The 21323-nt window shown below is 47.9% G+C and carries 13 protein-coding genes and 2 pseudogenes; 11 read left to right on the top strand and 4 right to left on the bottom strand.

The window, feature by feature from the left end:
• Nucleotides 1-154: 154 nt before the first annotated feature.
• Nucleotides 155-3118: a family 43 glycosylhydrolase gene (locus EJF25_RS09675; RefSeq protein WP_125041025.1), complete on the top strand. Its 2964-nt coding sequence runs from the start codon at nucleotides 155-157 to the stop codon at nucleotides 3116-3118.
• 366 nt (nucleotides 3119-3484) lie between these two features.
• Here the strand turns inward: EJF25_RS09675 and EJF25_RS09670 are convergent, their stop codons facing one another.
• Complete coding sequence (locus EJF25_RS09670) at nucleotides 3485-4474, bottom strand: 6-bladed beta-propeller (protein WP_125041024.1); 990 nt, start codon at nucleotides 4472-4474, stop codon at nucleotides 3485-3487.
• 12 nt (nucleotides 4475-4486) lie between these two features.
• Nucleotides 4487-4798, bottom strand: coding sequence for an NVEALA domain-containing protein (locus EJF25_RS09665; protein WP_125041023.1), 312 nt, complete (start codon nucleotides 4796-4798; stop codon nucleotides 4487-4489).
• A gap of 359 nt (nucleotides 4799-5157) precedes the next feature.
• Here EJF25_RS09665 and EJF25_RS09660 point away from each other — a divergent pair, with 359 nt between their 5' ends.
• Together EJF25_RS09660 and EJF25_RS09655 are read left to right on the top strand one after the other, a co-directional pair.
• Entirely contained in the window at nucleotides 5158-6393 is a 1236-nt protein-coding gene (locus EJF25_RS09660; protein WP_004308432.1) for a site-specific integrase, read from the top strand.
• Between the two features lie 12 nt (nucleotides 6394-6405).
• Nucleotides 6406-6768: a virulence RhuM family protein gene (locus tag EJF25_RS09655; RefSeq protein ID WP_004308431.1), complete on the top strand. Its 363-nt coding sequence runs from the start codon at nucleotides 6406-6408 to the stop codon at nucleotides 6766-6768.
• Between the two features lie 78 nt (nucleotides 6769-6846).
• Here EJF25_RS09655 and EJF25_RS09650 read toward each other — a convergent pair whose 3' ends face one another.
• Nucleotides 6847-7152, bottom strand: coding sequence for a helix-turn-helix domain-containing protein (locus EJF25_RS09650; protein ID WP_032567530.1), 306 nt, complete (start codon nucleotides 7150-7152; stop codon nucleotides 6847-6849).
• Nucleotides 7153-7184: 32 nt separating this feature from the next.
• Nucleotides 7185-7478, bottom strand: coding sequence for a helix-turn-helix domain-containing protein (locus EJF25_RS09645; RefSeq protein ID WP_008645702.1), 294 nt, complete (start codon nucleotides 7476-7478; stop codon nucleotides 7185-7187).
• Between the two features lie 210 nt (nucleotides 7479-7688).
• Between EJF25_RS09645 and EJF25_RS09635 the strand changes: the two genes are divergently transcribed.
• From EJF25_RS09635 to EJF25_RS09595, 8 genes and pseudogenes are all read left to right on the top strand, one after another.
• Nucleotides 7689-8048 carry a helix-turn-helix domain-containing protein gene (locus EJF25_RS09635; protein ID WP_005830221.1) on the top strand — a complete coding sequence of 120 codons (360 nt, stop codon included), beginning with the start codon at nucleotides 7689-7691 and terminating at the stop codon, nucleotides 8046-8048.
• 3 nt (nucleotides 8049-8051) lie between these two features.
• Nucleotides 8052-8402 (top strand): helix-turn-helix domain-containing protein, encoded by a 351-nt coding sequence (locus tag EJF25_RS09630; protein ID WP_004308425.1) that lies wholly within the window; start codon nucleotides 8052-8054, stop codon nucleotides 8400-8402.
• Nucleotides 8403-8422: 20 nt separating this feature from the next.
• The gene (locus EJF25_RS09625; RefSeq protein ID WP_125041022.1) at nucleotides 8423-10015 is read left to right on the top strand and encodes a DUF3945 domain-containing protein; all 1593 of its coding nucleotides are present in this window, start codon (nucleotides 8423-8425) and stop codon (nucleotides 10013-10015) included.
• 54 nt (nucleotides 10016-10069) lie between these two features.
• Nucleotides 10070-12181 (top strand): type IA DNA topoisomerase, encoded by a 2112-nt coding sequence (locus tag EJF25_RS09620; RefSeq protein WP_125041021.1) that lies wholly within the window; start codon nucleotides 10070-10072, stop codon nucleotides 12179-12181.
• A 168-nt stretch (nucleotides 12182-12349) separates the two neighbouring features.
• The gene (locus EJF25_RS09615; protein WP_005830224.1) at nucleotides 12350-12802 is read left to right on the top strand and encodes a DUF1896 domain-containing protein; all 453 of its coding nucleotides are present in this window, start codon (nucleotides 12350-12352) and stop codon (nucleotides 12800-12802) included.
• Nucleotides 12792-17486, top strand: a pseudogene (locus tag EJF25_RS09610) (helicase-like domain-containing protein); the annotation flags it as partial. The gene EJF25_RS09615 and the pseudogene EJF25_RS09610, both read left to right, overlap by 11 nt.
• Nucleotides 17487-18163: 677 nt before the next feature.
• Nucleotides 18164-19831 (top strand): group II intron reverse transcriptase/maturase, encoded by a 1668-nt coding sequence (gene ltrA / locus EJF25_RS09600; RefSeq protein WP_004323414.1) that lies wholly within the window; start codon nucleotides 18164-18166, stop codon nucleotides 19829-19831.
• A gap of 103 nt (nucleotides 19832-19934) precedes the next feature.
• A pseudogene (locus tag EJF25_RS09595) lies at nucleotides 19935-21097 on the top strand (DNA methylase); the annotation flags it as partial.
• Nucleotides 21098-21323: the final 226 nt, after the last annotated feature.

The raw sequence follows: 21323 nt of genomic DNA, 5'->3' as shown, positions 1-21323 counted from the left end.
GTATTATTCTTCATATCAAGACTATCATTTTTTTGGCAAACTTAAAACTATTAACTAATTTTGGCGTCATAAATAACTCTTTGATAGTAAATTCTTACTACGGAACAACACAACAATAAATTCGACTATTTTCGAAAACAACAGTACTAATAATATGAAGAAAAGAAAAAACAAAGATCTTGTAACAAGAATACTGGCTATCGCGTTAATGATATGCATCTCTTTAATGAACGGACAAGTTTCGGCAAAAGATATAAAAGGCAACTCCCCCACTCCTTTCTTAGAATTATCTTTTGATGAAACAGATGGATATATTGCACATAATAGCGGAAGCTCCGGAAAAAGACTAAATGCTCAGGTGAACGGAGGAACCATCACATGGGTACCGGGATTATTTAAAGGAGCATCCCAATTCAGTAATAACGGGTACTTCAAATTACCGGACGGGATAATGGAAAATATCACAAACTTCACTTTATCCGTATGGGTCTATATCAATGATCAGGTTCCTAATCAAACCGTATGCACATTTGCCAACGGAACGGAACAATACCTCATTTTAACCACTCAAAGAGGAAATGAAGAAAATGGAGTATCGTTAGTCATGACCAAAAAACATAGCGACCAAGAAGGACATACCAACAAAGAAGAAAGAATCTCATACACCAAACAAAAAGATAAATTATCTGCAAACGCATGGCATCATCTGGCTTTTACTCTGGAAGGTAACACCGGAATACTTTATGTAGATGGAGTTAAAGCAGAAGTAAAAAATGATTTTACTACTAATCCTTCTGTATTAGGGCACACCACAGATAACTATATCGGTAAACCAACTTGGCCCGATCCATACTTCAACGGAATGATGGACGATTTCAGAATATATGACTGTGCTTTAACCGAAAAACAAATCTCGGAACTTTCTTCAGCAGCAGACCCTTTATTAGTACAAGAGGATAAAGAGAAACTTTCATTAGGTGACTTATCAGCAGTAACTTCTGATATACTTCTTCCATTAGTAGGAGAAAGTGGAAGTAAAATCTCATGGAGTTCAAATAAGACTGAATATATAGGCAATCAAGGAACAGTTCACCGTCCGGATGCAGGGAGCAGTGATAAAAAGGTAATTCTTACAGCAACTTTACAAAAAGGAAAAACTTTATTAAAGAAGAATTTCACAGCCACAATAAAGGATATCTCCACAGCACCCGAAGACTTAAATGTATTCTCTATGCAAACGGGGAATCCTACCGTACCAGCATATCTGGCAGATGCATCCTTTTATTACGACCCAAAAACTGATTTATTCTATGCTTATGGTACGAATGATGGGGCCGGAGGAGGTAATGTTTACCCGACACAAGTATGGTATTCGAAAGACTGTAAGACATGGAAAAACAAACCTATAACTTTTCCTAAATCGTGGACTGATTATGCAGGTACAACTGCCGTATGGGCTCCCAGTATTGAATACAATCCCGATACGCGAAAATATTATCTGATGTATAGCATTGCGTCACATACTTTTGTTGGTATGTCCGATCATCCGTTGGGACCATGGGAAGACGCAAATAGCATTGCACCCGGAAAAATGCTCTTCCAAGGATACGATGGACAGTTTTTTATAGACGATGACCATACGATGTATATCACCACAGACTCATGGCATTTTAAGATCATGAAACTAAAGTTTGATAAAGTAGGGAAAATATACATCGATAATGAGGACCCCAAATATGAGCAAACAGCTTCCAACAAATTTATCGGAACCTACAAATATCATCAAGTCGATGAAATTAAGAATGCTTTCGAAGCATCCTACATCTATAAGAAGAATGATTTATACTACTTAATGTGGTCTTTCAATGGAAGTGAAAACTACAATGTAAGATATGCAGTATCAGAACACATAACGGGTCCCTATCGGGAGATCAACCAGTCAATGACTATTCCTATCTTGCAACGTGATGACACCAATCAGATCTTAGGCTCGGGACATCATTCAATGTTTGATTATAACGGACGTACATTTATTGCTTACCACCGACAACACTATCCTTTTGTCGATAGCAAACGGCAAACATGTATCGAGGAAGTATTTTTCAACACTGATGGAAGCATACAAAAGATTAAACCTACACACAAAGGAGTGACAGTAGTAAATACAAAGAAAGATTCTCGTAAAAACATAGCATTAGGCAAACAAACCAAAGTGTCATCTGCCAGAGAATATGACAGCTCAGCTTTTTCCGGTCGTTACCGTACCAATGACATTTCATTCCGTTATTCCGGTAACTTTGCTGTTGATGAGAATTACGGTACACATTGGGATGCTGGAATCGATGTCAAGAATCCATGGATCATCGTAGATTTGGGAAGTAACTGTCGGATAGATGAAATAGAAACTATTTTTGAATTTACAAGCCGTACTTATAAATACAAGATCGAATATTTACAGCAAGAAGAAGCAAGTAATCTGGATATTGCATCAGAGAGTAAAGCTTGGAAAGTTTTTGTAGACAGAACTATGAACGGAGTACCTCAATCTCCTGTCACAGATACTCTCCCAAATAAGTCCTCCGTACAAGGGCGATTCGTTCGTCTGACCATTCTCGATGGTATAAATATTCCGGAAACGGCAGACGGAATCGATCTCATCAATGCTAAGAATGCATTGAGTATCTTTGAATTAAAGATTTTCGGAGAAGACAAAGCAGATGATATTAACCGCACTCTTGAAGCTGAGAACTTCCATAATCTCTATGGATTAACCCTCGAAAAATGTACTCCTGATGGGCTGGATATTTGCAAAGGAGGAAACAACGATTATCTCCTATACGAAAACATCAATTTGGGAAATGGAGCTACTACTTTTTCAGCAAAAGTAGCTTCAGGAACAAAGGGAGGAGAACTTGAGATTTATCTTGATTCCATGCTTAGCAAACCTATTGGTATTTTAAAGATAAAGAATACAGGTGGAGAACAAAAATGGACTATTCAATCCACCGGATTAAGTAAAAACGCAAAAGGTTCTCATAAGAAGCTTTATCTAGTATTCAAAGGAAAGGCACAAGAGGATAATCTTTTTAAATTAGATTGGTTTAAATTTGAAAAATAAAGTAATTCAAAGAAATAAGACAAGCACAAATTATGATTTTGACTCCATTTAGATAGTCAGGAAATTTAGTAAATAAAGAATTCAACTGCTTTACAATAAAGATGTTGGATTCTTTGTATATTAACTAATACAGGAAACATAAAAACAATACAACTAGCACTTCAAATATAAAATTCTAATCATCTATTTTTATCCACCCTGATTTTATCAGAACCGCTTTTATCATTTCAAACTATTGCAACTTTAATCATCTATAGATAGACATTTTTGAATAAAACCTTTTAGTTCTTTTTTATCTTGTGATACTTCAAATATATATGTATCTTTTATTATCAATTCATTATCAACAATCAACATTATAGAATACTAGAAAAGTTTATTAATCTTATATATTTCCATAGCACACTGCTCATAATTCATTGCATAAATATAGTTTTTATTAGCACAAATTGTATTATATATTTTACCAGGTAAATGACAAACATAAAATGGAGTTAAATCCGAGTTTAAAATTAAGATAGTATTTACTCTATATCCTTTTTCCCAAGTAGCACACAACAGATACAATTTACCTTCATCCCAATAAGCATCACATAAATATGTGAAAAAGCTTCTAGGAGACGTACTCTTCTGTTTTATATAAGATAAATTATCTTTAATAATACCAATATCTGACAAATCGCATGAAGCAAGTAGTTTGTTTTTACGCAAATCATATTTTTCTACAACAGGATAACTTGGACATATAGCATACAAACAATCTTTACCTTTTACTAAATGACGCTGATTACGTAATATATTCATATCTGCATATTCTGTCATAGAAAATACATCTCCACAAAATTGTATATCATTATTATTCACACGATCCCAATTTCTTGCCGTCTTAACATAACATGAACTATCCGTCACCGTTGTTGCATAAACAGTATCATTATCTATAAAGAAACGGAACTCATTACATGTTGGGACTGACACAGATTCTATAAATCCTTTCCCATCATAAAGTTTCAAAGCCATTGCACCAGCATCTGAGATATAAACAGTGTCTTTATATACATAAAATCCTGTTGGTGACACCACTTCTTTAGGACCTTCTCCGAATTTACCAACAGTATAGAAAATATCTCTATCAATATCTAAAACAGCAACATCAGCCCTTGACGGATCAAACATATAAAGTTTATTTTTTTCAAAGAACAAGCATGATATTCCCTTAAAAAATGTTGAATCAGGATAAGTAGTAAAAGAAGAAAACAAAGAACATTTCAGCTCTTCAATATTCATTTCTTCTTTACAAGATATGATATTAAACACAGTCAAAATAACACAAATATATAATATTGACGTTCTCATTCCTTATTTTATTTAGCAATACGTTTTTAAGCCGTCACATTCAACCCACCGTTTTTCTTTAATTATAATAGTACCACTCTTATCAATTCCTCGGTGACATTTTACAGTTCCAGTACAACTAATATCCCCATCTCTCTGACCTGCTGAATTTATACAATCATAACTAATAGAACACGACCGAGTTTCAGTTTCAGGGTTTCCTAAAGCCTCAATATTTACTAAATCCATTAAACTAAAATGAGAATTAGTTGAATTTGTGTTATAATAAGCCCATGAATATACACTAACAACACAAATAGCCAATAATACATTAATTGTTTTCATAATCTTAAATTTTAAGATAAAAATTGCATCACAAAGTTACTACAAAAAAGTGAAATGCGGAAGAATATGGTAATGGATTTGATTTACAGGGGTTTCATTTACGCTGCCAATTATTCCGAGAGCCATTACAATCCACGCCGAAGCCAAATCAAGACGGAGCTACGTTACTTGTTCGTAACCACGCCCAATAGGTGACGAAATGGACACGAATAACGAAACAAGGCTTTAAGGATTAGTGAGTTACTGACAACTCACGCAAAAAATCCGGTAACGAAAAAAGATTGCGCCGTTCTTCCGCAATTTGCGTATCAGAGGAGGGCTCTTCACCAACTAATTTTGAACAAAAAAAATTAAGGACGATGAAGAGTACATTTTCAGTTATTTACTACCTCAAACGTCAGGTAGTGAAAAAAGACGGGACGGTTCCCGTCATGGGACGCATCACGGTGGACGGCAGCCAGACGCAATTCAGTTGCAAACTGACCATCGATCCCAAGTTGTGGGACACCAAAGGGGGACGTGTCACGGGCAGAAGCACGGCGGCACTCGAAACGAACCGCATGCTTGACAAGATGCGGGTGCGCATCAACAAGCACTATCAGGAAATCATGGAGCGTGACAATTTCGTCACGGCAGAGAAGGTGAAGAACGCCTTTCTCGGACTGGAACACCGCTATCACACGCTGATGCAGGTGTTCCAGCAACACAACGAGGACTATGCCAAGCAGGTGGAAGCAGGCATGAAAGCCAAAGGCACGCTTTTGAAGTACAAGACCGTTTACAAGCACCTGCAAGAGTTTCTCAACATCCGTTACCACGTGAAGGACATCGCGTTGAAAGAGCTTACCCCCGCTTTCATTTCCGACTTCGAGATGTTTCTGCGCACGGACAAACACTGCTGCACCAATACCGTGTGGCTGTATGTATGCCCACTTCGGACGATGGTGTTTATCGCCATCAACAACGAATGGCTCACACGCGACCCGTTCAGGGAGTATGAAATCAAGAAGGAGGAAACGACACGCAGTTTCCTGACCAAAGACGAAATCCGCCTGCTGATGGAAGGTAAACTGAAGAACGCCAAACAGGAACTATACCGCGACCTCTACCTGTTCTGCGCCTTCACGGGCTTGTCATTCGCCGATATGCGCAATTTGACGGAAGAGAACATCCGCACCTACTTCGATGAACACGAGTGGATAAACATCAACCGCCAGAAGACGGGCGTGGTGTCTAACATCCGCCTGCTTGACATTGCGAAACAAATCATCGACAAATACCGCGGGCTGTGCGAAAACGGCAGGATTTTCCCTGTTCCCCACTACAACACGTGCCTTGCCGGAATCCGTGCCGTCGCCAAGCGTTGCGGCATCACCAAGCATATCACGTGGCATCAGAGCCGCCATACGGCAGCCACGACGGTGTTCCTCTCCAACGGTGTACCCATCGAAACAGTCAGTTCCATGCTGGGACACAAGAGTATAAAGACAACGCAGATATACGCGAAGATAACCAAAGAGAAGCTCAACCAAGACATGGAGAACCTTGCCGCAAGATTGAACCAAATAGAGGAATTTGCAGGATGTACCATCTAAAACAGAGACGCCATGAAACGTGACATAATCATTATAGAGGACAAGACGGTCAGCGTAACCGGTAACGAGGTATGGATGACCGCCGGGGAAATCGCCGAAGAGTTCCATGCCACCGTCCCGGCAGTGAACGCCGCCATCAAAGCCGTCCGCAAGTCGGACGTGCTGAACGACTACGAGGTATGCCGCTACATACAGCTTGAAAACGGCCTGTACGCGGATGTTTACTCGCTTGAAATCATCATTCCAGTAGCCTTCCGGCTGAATACCTACTATACACACGTGTTCCGCATGTGGCTGGTGGAAAAGGCACTCTCAAAGGAAAAGAGGCAGGCATACGTGATGTTCATACAGAACGGGAAAACCGGATATTGCTGAACACGCATACAGATAACGAAAAAGGAAACGGACAACGCCATCGGGTGCCGTCCGTTTCCTTTTTTTCATGCAACCGCCTTATTCCTGCGGCTTGAGGTAATTCGCCTCCAACAGTTCACGCAGTCCCGATTCGGGATAAAGCACCTTACCTGCCAGAAGGATAAAGGGCAGCATCCTGTTGTTGCGATACTCCTGCAAGGTGCGGCGGCTTACCCGGAGCATTTCCGCCACCTCCTTGTCCGTCAGGTAATGTTCCCCGTCCAGTGGCGGACGGTAACTTTCCAAAAATGCGGAGAGCCATTTGGAGCCTTTGAGCATATTCTGTATCGCGGTGGCAACCGGCTCGTCCTCCATTGTGAAAACCTCGTTGTTCTCGTTCATCATAACATCGGATTAAGTGGTTAATAAAAACAGAGTCATTTTCCATCGGGATAGATCGTGCCGATAAGCGGAATCAGCCGCCTGACCTCCTCCGGCCTGTAATAGAACCTGCGGTTTATCTGCGAGTAGCCGATAAGCCGCCTGTCACGCAATGACTGCAACGTGCGCGGGCTGATTCTCAACTGCCCGCAGACCTCCTCGCCCGTGAGCCACCTTTCCAGCCGCCCGCCGTCGCTTTTGCGCCTGAGGGCGGCGACTTTCTCCGAGAGGGCGTTGAATGACGCCAGCATCATCTCGAAGGTCTTTTTCTCGATAGATACGATTTCCATATACCAAAACATTTAATGATTTACCGCAAAGGTAACGCAGTCGCCTTGAATGCGTGCCGTTTTCCGCTATACGGCAGCTTGTTGCGCCGGTTGTCCGGGTTACGGAGTCACTTTCAAAGAAAATCTTACGTGAGTCACGTAATGAGTTGTTAAAGCCCCTTTTGTTTATTGCCGAATTTTGCCGCAGAGAAACAAAAGAAAGGACAAAATATGAAAGTGATAACGATTGAAAGTTCCGCCTTCACCGCCCTGACGGAACAGATAGCCGAGATAGCGGTCTATGTGCGTGCCGTTTCCGGTGAAAGGAAGGGAGAGTCTTCCGACATGCTGCTCACCACCCGCGAGGCGGCGCACCTGCTGAACGTGAGTACCCGTACCCTCCAACGTATGCGCAGCGAACAGCGCATCGGCTATATCGTGCTGCGCGGCAAATGCCGCTACCGCCGGTCGGAAATAGACCGCCTGCTCGCAGACTGCACCGTGGCAGAAGATGCAGCGACACTGACGGAACTGAAACGCAACCACACGCTGCGCACGGGCGGCGGCAAACCCAAAGGAAGGAGGACATAAGATATGGAACTGCTTACACGAAACAATTTTGAGGACTGGATGCAGAAGCTGATGGAACGGCTCGACCGTCAGGACGAGCTGCTGCTCTCCCTGCGACCGTCCGGCAAAGCCCCGAACCCGATGGAAAGTATCAGGATGTTCGACAACCAAGACCTCTGCATGCTGCTCCAGATAAGCAAGCGTACCCTGCAGCGCTACCGCAGCATCGGTGCATTGCCCTACAAGACGCTCGGCAAAAAGACCTATTACAGCGAGGAGGACGTACTGACATTCCTCTCCGAACACGTAAAGGATTTCCGCAAGGAAGATATAGCCTTCTACAAGGCGCGTATCCATAATTTCTTTAATAAATAACCCATTAAAACATTTTTCAAATGGCAAAGAAAACAACAGAAAAAGACGTGCTGATAGTCCGCGACGAGAAGACGGGCGAGATCAGTGTGGTAGCCGGGCTTAATGCCGACGGCTCACCCAAGCGTACCCCCGCAAAGGCGGAGAACGCACAGAGTTTCCTGCAATTCGACCGCCACGGCGACGTGCTGGACAACTTCTTCAAAAACTTCTTCCGGCAGTGCAAGGAACCCAGCCGCTTCGGTTTCTACCGTTTCGCGGCAGACCAAGCCGACAAACTGATGGAGGTGATGAAAGATCTGCTGAAAGACCCCGAAGCCAACAAAGAACTGCTTGCGCCCCACAAGGTGGACACTTCCGGCTACGAAAAGCAGGTAAAGGAAGAACAGACCGCCGGGATGCCGGAACAAAAACAGGAAGGACAACCCAAAGAAACCCAAAAACAGGAAGAAATGGAAAAGAAGCAGGAACAGAATCAGGAAAGCCCGCAACAACAGGCGCAGGGAAGACGTGGCTACCAACCCATTGACGAGAGCAAAATCAACTGGCAGGAGCTGGAAGAGAAATGGGGCGTGAAACGTGACGACCTTGAAAAGTCCGGTGATCTGAACAAGATGCTCAACTACGGCAAGTCCGATTTGGTGAAAGTGTCGCCCAAGTTCGGCGGCGAGGCTTTTGAACTGGATGCCCGCCTTTCCTTCAAGAAGGACGGTGAAGGCAATGTCAGCCTCGTGCCGCACTTCATCCGCAAGGAGCAGAAACTCGACGAGTACAAGGAACACAAGTTCTCCGACGAAGACCGTAAGAACCTGCGTGAAACGGGCAATCTCGGCAGGGTCGTGGACATCGTGGACAAGGAAACGGGTGAAATCATCCCCTCGTTCATCAGCATAGACCGCAAGACGAATGAAATCACGGACATTCCTGCAAACAAGGTGCGCATACCGGAGCGCATCGGCAAGACGGAAATCACCAAGCAGGAACAGGATATGCTGCGTGCCGGGCTGCCCGTGCGCGACAAACTTATTGAGCGCAACGACGGCAGGAAATTCGTCACCACTCTTCAAGTGAATGTAGAGCAGCGAGGCGTGGAGTTCGTACCGGGAACCGGCAGGTCGCCCCGTACTGCCCAGACGCAGGAAGCCAAGAACAATCCCACACAAGGACAGGCTCAGAGCATGGAAAATTCCGCAGCTCCACAGAAAGAGCAACGCCGCAACACGTGGACGAACGCAGACGGCAGCATCCGCCCCATCAGCAAATGGAACGGCGTGAACTTCACCGACCAGCAGAAAGCCGATTACGCAGCGGGTAAGGCGATAAAGCTGGAGAACGTGACAGACAAACAGGGTTTCCATGCCACGATGTATATCAAGTTCAACCCGGAGAAGGGTCGTCCTTATCGCTACGACACCAATCCTGACAACGCACAGAAGGTAGCCCCCTCCAACGAAAGCCGCACACAGGTGGCGGTGAACAGCGAGGGCAAGACCAACGAGGCGACCAAGAACCTGAAAGAGCCGTTGCAGAAGGGACAGACCGCTCCGAAAGACGACAAACAGCAAAAGCAGCAGGAGAAGCCTCAGAAGAGAAACAATAAGGGCATGAAGATGTAACATCCCGTGTCCGCCACTAAATCCAAAGTAATAATTCATAAAAAAGTAATTAGCATGAAGACAATCATTGCAGAAAAGCCATCCGTGGCACGTGAAATTGCCCGCATCGTGGGCGCGACAAAAAGAGAGGAAGGGTATTTCGAGGGAGGCGGCTATGCCGTGACATGGGCATTCGGACACCTTGTCCAGCTTGCCATGCCCGACGGTTACGGCATACGCGGCTTCGTCCGTGACAACCTGCCCGTCATTCCCGAAACCTTCACGCTCATTCCCCGTCAGGAAAAGACAGAGAAGAGTTACAAACCCGACAGCGGCGTGGTGTTGCAGATAAAAATCATCAGCCGCCTGTTCAACGGCAGCGAACAGATCATCGTGGCGACCGATGCCGGTCGCGAGGGCGAACTTATCTTCCGATACCTCTACCATTACATAGGATGCGCCACCCCTTTCGTGCGCCTCTGGATAAGCTCGCTTACCGACAAGGCCATCCGCGATGGACTGCGCAACCTCGAAGCGGGGAGCAAGTATGACAACCTCTACCTCGCCGCCAAAGCGCGGAGCGAATCCGACTGGCTCGTGGGCATCAACGGCACGCAGGCTCTCTCCATCGCCGCCGGACACGGCACGTATTCCGTCGGACGGGTACAGACACCCACGCTGGCGATGGTGTGCGCACGCTACTGGGAAAACCGCCGCTTCACGGTGGAACCTTTCTGGCAACTCCATATTGCCGCTGACGGAGGCGATGGTGATACCGTGAAATTCTCTTCCACCGGGAAATGGAAGGAGATGGAGCCTGCCACAGTCTTATATAATAAGGTAAAGGAAACAGGCACAGCCACCGTCACGAAAGCCGAACGCAAGGAGAAGACGGAGGAAACACCGCTCCTGTACGACCTGACCACGCTCCAGAAGGAAGCCAACGCCAAGCATGGCTTCACGGCGGAACAGACGCTTGAAATCGCGCAGAAGCTCTACGAGAAGAAGCTCATCACCTATCCGCGAACCGGAAGCCGCTACATTCCCGAAGACGTGTTCGCGGAAATCCCCAAGCTGCTTGCCTTCATCGGCAGCCTGCCCGAATGGAATGGCAAGTTGCAGCCGAAAGCCGTGCCGACACGCCGCAGCCTGGACGGCGGCAAGGTGACAGACCACCATGCCCTGCTCGTCACGGGCGAGAAGCCGCTGTTCCTCTCCAAAGAGGACAGCACCGTCTATCACATGATAGCCGGGCGCATGCTTGAGGCTTTCTCCGAAAAATGCGTCAAGGACACTGCCACCGTCACGGCAGAGTGTGCCGGAGTGGAGTTCGTGGCAAAAGGCAGCATCATCAGGCAAGCCGGATGGCGTGCCGTCTATGGCAAGGAGAATGGAGAAGAGAACAACAGCCAAGAGGAAACCGCCGCCATTCCCTGTTGGCAGGAAGGCGACACGCTGGCACTGAAAGCCGCCTCCATCACGGAGGGAAAGACCAAACCCAAGCCGCTGCATACCGAAGCCACCCTGCTGTCCGCGATGGAAACGGCTGGCAAGGAGATAGAGGACGACGCATTGCGGCAGGCTATGAAGGATTGCGGCATCGGCACGCCCGCCACCCGTGCGTCCATCATCGAAACGCTTTTCAAGCGCGGCTATATGGAACGCTGCAAGAAGTCGCTTGTCCCCACCGAAAAAGGGCTTGCCCTCTACTCGGTCGTGAAGGCGATGCGTATTGCCGATGTCGCCATGACGGGCGAATGGGAAAAGGAATTGGCACGCATCGAGCGTGGGGAACTGCCCGCCGATGACTTCCGCAGGAAGATTGAGGCATATACACGGGAAATTACCTCCGAACTGCTGTCGTGCGACAAGCTGTTCGCCCGCAGGGATTCCGGCTGCAAGTGTCCCAAGTGCGGAGCGGGGACGATGCAGTTTTACGGCAAGGTCGTCCGCTGCGACAACGCGGAGTGCGGTCTGCCCGTGTTCCGCCTGAAAGCAAACCGCACCCTCTCTGATGATGAAATCAAAAACCTGCTCACCGACGGACACACGAAACTGCTCAAAGGATTCAAGAGCAAGCAGGGCAAGAGTTTTGATGCCGTAGTCGCCTTTGACGGGGACTATAACACGGTTTTCGTGTTCCCAGAAAGGAAAAGTAAAGCGACCTCTGCGAAAAGAAGAAAATAAATGTTTAACTTTGCCACTGGTTCAGAGTAATGAATTGTTCTTCGATACCGGATTACACTCATACTTTGGATTTAGTGGTGGCACTCGGAGGGATACCGGGTGCCTTTTTCTTCTCGTTTTCCAACGATTATCCCTATCATCATTATCAATCCACTAAATTCCAAAGAAATGAACAACAAGAAGAAAAACGAGGGTCGGACCGACTTTTCCTATTACGGTCTGTACCTGCTGGACTACCTCACCACGAACAAGTTCGAACAGGCAGCCGATGAAGCCTTCATCCGAGAAAGAACCGACCGTGCCGCCGAAGCGTATGAACGGGCAAGGCTCGAAGGCTATCCTGCCGACGGGGCGCAGGAACTGGCGATGAAGGTGCTGACGGAGGGCCTTCGCTACTCCAGGCACGCCATCCTGCGCGAAGTCGTGGAGAACGAATTTGCGGGTGAAGTACCGGGAGAAAAATGTGAAGCCTTTACCCAGAAGCTGCTGCCGCTTGTCGGAAACGTATTCTCCATCTATGACCTCTCGGACGACAATTTCGCCCTGTCGCCCGAATATGACCTGCTCTACACGGAGCTGACGGGAGCCGTCATCCTCTATATCGAAGAGTATGGCGTTTAACCGCAAACAGAGGCTGCGGGACAACATCGAGGCGATACGGACGGCATTCCTCCTTGACAGGGAACAGCGCACACCCACCGCACGCGAACGGCTCTTGTTAGAGCGTTATTGCGGTTTCGGGGGACTGAAGAGCATACTCAACCCTGCAAGGGAACTGACGGATGCCGTCCACTGGGCGAAGTCCGACCTCGAACTGTTTGCCCCTACCGTGGAACTGCACAGGTTGCTGCGGGAGAACACAAAAGACGAGACGGAGTACAAACGGTATATGGATGCCATGAAGCAGTCCGTGCTGACCGCCTTCTATACCCCGCCGGAGATAACCGGGACCATCGCGGACGTGCTGCATGAACACGGCATCCGTCCCGACCGGGTGCTGGAGCCGTCGGCAGGTGTCGGTGCATTCGTGGACGCCGTGCTGGAGAACAGACCGGACGCGGACATCATGGCTTTTGAGAAAGACCTGATGACGGGCAAGATACTGAAGCACCTGCATCCCGGACAGAAAGTAAGGGTACAGGGCTTCGAGAAGATAGAAAAGCCGTTCATGAACCATTTTGATTTGGCTGTCTCCAATATACCGTTTGGCGATGTGGCGGTGTTCGACCCGGAATTTTCGGGCAGCAAGGATCCTGCAAGGCACTCGGCGGCACGGACGATACACAATTACTTTTTCCTGAAAAGCCTTGACGCGGTGCGTGAAGGCGGAATCGTGGCGTTCATCACCTCGCAGGGGGTACTGGATGCCCCGACCAACGCGCCCATACGCGAGTATATGATGAACCATACCAATCTGGTGGGCGTAGCCCGCCTGCCGAACAACCTCTTTACGGATAACGCGGGAACGGAGGTGGGCAGCGACCTGATTATCCTGCAAAAGAACAGCGGAAAGAATGGTGAACTGTATTACAACGAAAAACTCTTCGTGCAGACCGAACAGACCCCTATCGGCACTTCCGTAAATGGGTATGTATGGAGCATCGGCTCGCTTTCACACACGGATTTGATCAGAAGTACCGACCCGTACGGGAAACCAGCCTATAAACTCCTGCACCGTGGGGACATCGCACAACTGGCGGAAGACTTGCGGGAGCATCTGAAAATAGAACTGCAACAACTTGACAGGAAACTGTATGAGAAACACAGCCTGCATCCGACAAAGGAGGAAAGCACGGCTGCGGAAGTGCAACCTGCTCCGAAAACAGAAAAGGTATCACCTTCTGTAATAGCCCCCGTTTCTGTAATTGAGCCTGTCAAGGGAGTGGAGAAGCCGCAGGCACAGCCCATAGAGGAAAAGCCGGAGATTGAGCCGCGCCAACCCAACCATTCGTCAGCCGTGCAGCTTACCCTGCTCGACCTTTGGGGTATGCCCATAGAGGAACCGGCAAAAAAGAAAAAGGCAGCGAAAAAGGAAAGCAAGCCGAAGCCTATGCCGTCCACGCCTAAACCGCAGGTCAAAGTTACTCCACCCGTTGAAGCCGCCAAGCCGGTAAACGGTAATAAGGAAGAAAAGCCGGAAAATGCCGAAAAGCCAAACGACCCGGACGACATTTACGCCACTCTGGATTGGGAAACCAATCCTCCCATCAACGGCTTCTATGAGACAATGATGAGTCTGACAGCGGAACGGCGCAAGGCCCTACGGCTTGAGGCAGAACGGCACAGGCAGGAACAACTGAAAAAGATGGGTATCAAAGACACGTTGAACCCTGCTTTTGCGCCTTCTTCGGACAATATGGATAAAAAGCCGGAACAAACGGAAGAAATAAAGCAACCTGAAACACCGGCAGAAGTTGTGCCTACTTCCGAAACGGTTGCCACTTCCCTGTTCCCGGAATTTGAAACGGAAAAGCCGAAAAAAGAAGCCCTCGACCTTACGCCGCGTCCCTATCACCGCACGCCGGAAATGCACCTGCGTGAAGGGTCGCTGGTGGCAAACAGGGCACGCGACATCGGTTATCTGAAGGACATTACTCCCTACGGTGCAACCTTCCAGCCGCTTGGACTAACCGGTTATCAGAAAGAGAAAGCGTTGCTGTATGTATCGCTCCGTGACGCATACGAGCGGTTGTACCGCTATGAATCGAACAGACGTGAGGAAAATGTACCTTGGCGTGAACACCTGAACACCTGTTACGACGAGTTTGTCATGCGTTATGGCAACCTCAACGCCAAACAGAACGTGAAACTGGTGATGATGGACGCCGGAGGGCGCGACATCCTTTCGCTGGAACGTGCGGAGGACGGCAAGTTCGTCAAAGCGGACATCTTCGACCGTCCCGTTTCCTTCTCGGTGGAGAACCATGCCAACGTCGGTTCTCCGGAAGAAGCCTTGTCTGCATCGCTCAACAAGTATGGTACGGTCAATCTCAACTATATGCGGGGGATAACAGACAGTACGGAAGAGGAGCTTCTCAATGCCCTCAAGGGGCGTATCTTCTACAATCCGCTCGTAACCGGTTACGAGATTAAAGACCGCTTCATCGCGGGAAACGTGATAGAGAAGGCGGAGCGTATAGAGGCATGGATGGAAAATAATCTGGAAAGCGAAAGATTGCCGGAAGTGAAACAGGCTTTGGAGGCTTTGAAGGAAGCCGAGCCGCAGCGTATCGCCTTTGAAGACCTCGACTTCAACTTCGGTGAACGCTGGATTCCCACGGGCGTGTATGCCGCCTACATGAGCCATCTTTTCGACACGGACGTGAAAATCGCCTATTCCGCCAACATGGACGAGTTTTCCGTGGCGTGCGGCTACCGCACCATGAAGATCACGGACGAGTTTCTGGTAAAGGGCTATTACCGGAACTATGACGGTATGCACCTGTTGAAACACGCTTTGCACAACACCTGTCCCGACATGATGAAAAGTATTGGCAAAGATGAGAACGGCAACGACATCAAGGTGCGTGACAGCGAGGGCATACAGCTCGCCAACGCCAAGATTGACGAAATCCGCAACGGGTTCTCGGAATGGTTGGAAGAGCAGTCGCCGCAGTTCAAGGAACGGCTCGTGACAATGTATAACCGCAAGTTCAACTGTTTCGTGCGCCCGAAGTATGACGGTTCGCACCAGACGTTTCCCGACCTCAATCTGAAAGGATTGGCAAGCCGGGGTATTCAAAGCGTTTATCCGTCGCAGAAGGATTGCGTCTGGATGATAAAACAGAATGGCGGCGGAATATGCGACCATGAAGTCGGAACAGGTAAAACACTGATAATGTGTATTGCAGCGCATGAAATGAAGCGTCTGAACTTGGCGCACAAGCCGATGATTATTGGTCTGAAAGCCAATGTCGCGGAGATTGCCGCCACTTATCAAGCTGCCTATCCGAATGCCCGCATCCTCTACGCTTCGGAAAAGGATTTCTCGACCGCCAACCGTGTGCGTTTCTTCAACAACATCAAAAACAATGACTATGATTGCGTCATCATGTCGCATGACCAGTTCGGCAAGATACCGCAGTCACCGGAGTTGCAGCAACGCATCCTGCAAGCGGAGCTTGACACGGTGGAGGAAAACCTCGAAGTCTTACGGCAGCAAGGCAAGAACGTGTCGCGGGCGATGCTGAAAGGATTGGAGAAGCGCAAGCACAACCTTGTGGCGAAGTTAGAGAAAGTGGAACACGCCATCAAGTCGCGCACAGATGACGTGGTGGACTTCAAACAGATGGGCATCGACCACATTTTCATAGACGAGAGCCACCAATTCAAGAACTTGACTTTCAACACCCGGCATGACCGTGTGGCGGGGTTGGGAAACTCGGAGGGGAGCCAGAAAGCCCTGAATATGCTTTTTGCCATACGAACTATACAGGAGCGTACGGGCAAAGACTTAGGGGCTACGTTCCTTTCGGGCACGACTATTTCCAACAGTCTGACGGAATTGTACCTGCTCTTTAAGTACCTGCGCCCGAAGGAACTGGAACGGCAGGACATCCGCTGTTTCGACGCATGGGCGGCTATCTTCGCCAAGAAGACGACCGACTTCGAGTTCAACGTGACAAACAACGTGGTGCAGAAGGAGCGTTTCCGCTACTTCATCAAAGTGCCGGAGCTTGCCGCCTTTTACAACGAAATCACCGACTACCGCACGGCGGAGGACGTGGGTGTGGATCGTCCGCACAAGAACGAGATACTGCACCACATACCGCCTACACCCGACCAAGAGTATTTCATCAAACAACTGATGGAATTTGCCAAGACAGGTGACGCGACGTTGTTGGGCAGGTTGCCGCTGTCTGAAACGGAAGAGAAGGCTAAGATGCTCATCGCTACCGACTACGCGCGGAAGATGGCTTTGGATATGCGCATGATAGACCCCAATTACGAAGACCACTCCGACAACAAGGCGAGCCACTGCGCCAAAATGATAGCGGAGTATTACCACAAATACGATGCGCACAAAGGAACGCAGTTCGTGTTCTCCGACTTGGGTACATATCAGCCGGGGGAAGGATGGAACGTGTACAGCGAGATAAAACGCAAGTTGGTGGAGGATTACGGCATACCGGCAAGTGAGGTGCGCTTCATTCAGGAGTGTAAGACGGATAAGGCTCGTAAGGCGGTGATAGATGCCATGAACGCAGGGACAGTGCGAGTGCTGTTCGGCTCCACAAGTATGCTCGGAACGGGCGTGAATGCGCAGAAAAGATGCGTCGCCATCCATCACCTTGATACACCGTGGGTGCGACATGAAGTCGCATAGATAATTGTTGGAATGATACTTACGGGTATCAGCTTTAACCCGCTGTTCCGTCAGCGGTAGCCTACCGACCGATGCACCTTAATGTTGTATTAAGCGGTCGGGACGAAGTACACTTTCGCAAGACAAGACAGAACCGTGAGGGGAAGTCAAGTACGGTTAGTATCATACCGTAGAGTGGCGAGGCTGGATAGTATGGTTAGCGCAAGCGAACTGTTAGTAAACTTCGTAATGTCACGAAAGAGTGTAAGATACTGGCACACTCTACCCAAAAGGGAAGCGGTCGGTTAATCCTCTCCATGGTAGGATTACACGGATATAAGCACCGCCGGAGGATGAGACAGAACCTAACCTATCCGTTAGTTATCTATGTGGAACATGGTAAGCCTGTATATCTCCTGTCATGTAAAAATGACAGGTAAGCTGACAGCAATGAAAGCCGAATGGTGTGCAGGTATAAGATAACAGAAAAAGCGAATGCCGTTCTGTAATGGAGCGGATACGGATTGAACCGACATCACGGGCTGATGTGGGCGACATCATCCGACACGAAAGTGGGCAGACTTCTGTGACGACATTAGGTAGGCAATCAAACCGAATGTTGTCAAATGGTGATTCTTTACAATTAACTTTTAGAACTTTCAAAAGGAGGAAAGCAAATGAACGAAAACAAGACATCGTGTGCGCCTGCTGACAATCAGCAAACACTTTGGGACAGAATAGACTGGACTAAAGCGGAGTTGGCTGTCAGAAAGCTACAAGCACGAATTGTAAAGGCTCAGAAGGAAGGCAGATACAACAAGGTGAAAGCCTTGCAGTGGACGCTGACCCACTCTTTTTACGCAAAAGCCTTAGCCGTAAAGAGAGTTACTTCTAACGGAGGTGGCAACACCCCCGGAGTGGACATGGAAACATGGGAGAAACCCGAAGCAAAAACACAAGCGATAAGCGAACTCAAACGCAGAGGCTACCAGCCGAAGCCATTGAGAAGAGTCCACATCAAAAAGAGTAATGGCAAACTGCGACCGTTGGGAATACCGACAATGAAAGACAGAGCCATGCAAGCACTCTACCTTATGGCATTAGAACCAGTGTCGGAAACAACAGCCGACTCACGTTCATACGGTTTCCGCAAGGAACGCCGCTGTATGGACGCGGTAATGCAATGCCATAACATTCTCCGAAAAGGCTATTCTCCCGAATGGATTCTGGAGGGTGACATAAAGGGGTGCTTCGACCATATCAGCCATGAATGGCTGCTTGCCAACATCCCTATGGACAAGGCAATACTCCGAAAATGGTTGAAATGCGGCTATATCTTCAACAAACAGATGTTCCCGACAGAGGAGGGAACGCCACAAGGTGGCATTATCTCTCCCACGCTTGCCAATATGACATTGGACGGATTGCAGAAAGTCCTTGCAGAGAAATATAAACGAGTTAGAATCAAAGGTAAGTTATATTCGCCAATGGTGAATCTTGTCCGTTACGCTGATGACTTTATAATTACCTGCGAGAACCGTGAAACACTTGAAAAGGAAATCAAGCCATTGGTAGCCGACTTTATGTCTGAAAGAGGTCTGACCTTATCAGAAGAAAAGACGGTGATAACCAATATCCGTGACGGTTTCGATTTTCTCGGTTTCAACATCCGCAAATTCGGCAATGAAATATTGACCAAGCCGACCAAGAAAGCCGAAAAACGCTTTATGGAGAATATCCGTAAGGTGACAAAAGGTCATAAGGGTTGCAAGCAGGAATCATTAATCAGGATGTTGAATGCTAAAATTCGAGGATGGGGAGCATATTATCAGCATGGGGCGACACGTGATTCTTTTCACAGAATCGACCATCAGATATTTCTCGCCTTGTGGCAATGGGCTAAACGCCGTCATTCCAAGAAAGGGAAACAGTGGATAAAAGACCGCTATTGGCACAATATCCGAGGGAACAGCTGGACTTTTGCGGCTAAGTTCAAGAAATCAAACGGCAAAGAAGACCAACTTACCTTGTTGAAACTGGCATCTTCGTTTCCTTTTCTGCAATATACGCAGATAAAGGGGGACATGAATCCGTTTGACGCAGACTGCCGCCTGTACTTCAATAAAAGAATGAAGTCAAAGATGCTTGTGACGCTGAAAGGACGTAAATCCCTGCTTTACCTATGGGAAAAGCAAGGTCGGAAATGTCCGATATGTGGTGAACCGATTGACACGCATAAGGCATGGAATGTAATGCCGACCGTACAAGACGGACGGAAATGCAATCTGTTGGTTCATGATGAATGTTTCAAATTATCCCGTAAAAACAATGGAAACAAGAAGTAGGATGAGCCGGTCTCTGCACACGAACAGAGACTTTGAAAAGCTTGAGCCGTATGAGGGGAAACCCTCACGTACGGTTCTGAGGGGGGAAGAGGGCAGTAATGCCCTTGACCTACCCGATCGACCGTCCGACTTGCAACAGCGTGACGGACGCGGAGTTAGGGCAGGTAATGAGATTGCCAAACATTTCGCCGGGAACAACGTGGATGTAATCATCTACGCGGTGGAGAAGTCACTGGACAGCTACAAGTTCAACCTCCTGCACTGCAAGCAGACTTTCATAAGCCAGCTCAAAAGCGGTGCGATGGGTGCGCGTACCATCGACGAGGGGCAATGGACGAAAAATCGGGCATGAATTTCTCGGAATACATGGCGTTGCTCTCCGGCAATACCGACCTGTTGGACAAGGCGAAACTGGAAAAGCGGATCGCATCGCTCGAAGGGGAACGCAAGTCGTTCAACAAGGGCAAGCGTGATTCGGAGTTCAAGCTGGAGTCAAAGACCGGCGAGTTGCGCAACAACACGGCTTTCATAGATGCCATGACGGAGGACTGGAACCGCTTCCTGTCGGTGGTGCAGACCGACAAGGAGGGCAACCGCCTTAATATAATAAAGGTGGACGGAGTGGATTCCGCCGATGAGAAGGTCATCGGAAAGCGTTTGCAGGAGATAGCCAAGAATGCCACGACCGGAGGGTTGTACACGCAGGTCGGTGAACTTTACGGTTTTCCGATAAAGGTGGTGAGCGAAAGGATACTCAAAGAGGGATTGGAGTTCACCGACAACCGCTTCGTGGTCGAGGGGAACTACAAGTACACCTACAACAACGGGCATCTGGCGATGGCTGACCCGTTGGCCGCCGCCCGCAACTTCCTCAACGCGATGGAGAGGATACCCTCCATCATCGACCAGTACAAGGCGAAGAACGAGGTGCTGGAGATGGAGATACCGCAGTTACAGGAGATAGCGGGTAAGGTGTGGAAGAAGGAGGACGAGCTGAAGCAGTTGAAGTCCGAACTTGCCGCCCTTGACCGAAAAATTCAGCTGGAGCTTGCGCCACCCACGCCCGAAGTCGCAGAAAAGGAGAATGAAGGGCAACAGCTCAAGCCGGAAGCGGAAGATGTGAGGAACAGGCAGGCGCAATATCCCGAAAATGCACCGCCGCAGATACGCAGTCCGGCGGATAGTATCGTTGCCAACCATGTCATAATCGGGCGTCCGGGACTGTATGCCAAGGAGGAAACCCGGTCCAAAGGATTGAAAATATAACCTAAGGAATTTTATCTGAAGTATTAATAAGGGCTATCCCAAAAGGTCTAAAAGTAAATTTTATCCTTTCTGCAAGTATCTATAGGATGGCAACTGCATTTTTTTCTTTTTGGGCAGCCCTTATTAAAATTTATTCTTATTTTAGGTTATATACATTCATGTCCATTTATGTAAAAAATTCCTGCTGACCTTGTTTATGTCTTGTCAGTCACCATTTGCAAAACCA

It is taken from the genome of Bacteroides faecalis (genome assembly GCF_003865075.1).
In the GTDB taxonomy this organism is placed as follows: domain Bacteria; phylum Bacteroidota; class Bacteroidia; order Bacteroidales; family Bacteroidaceae; genus Bacteroides; species Bacteroides faecalis.
This window is presented reverse-complemented; position numbering and strand designations above follow the sequence as displayed.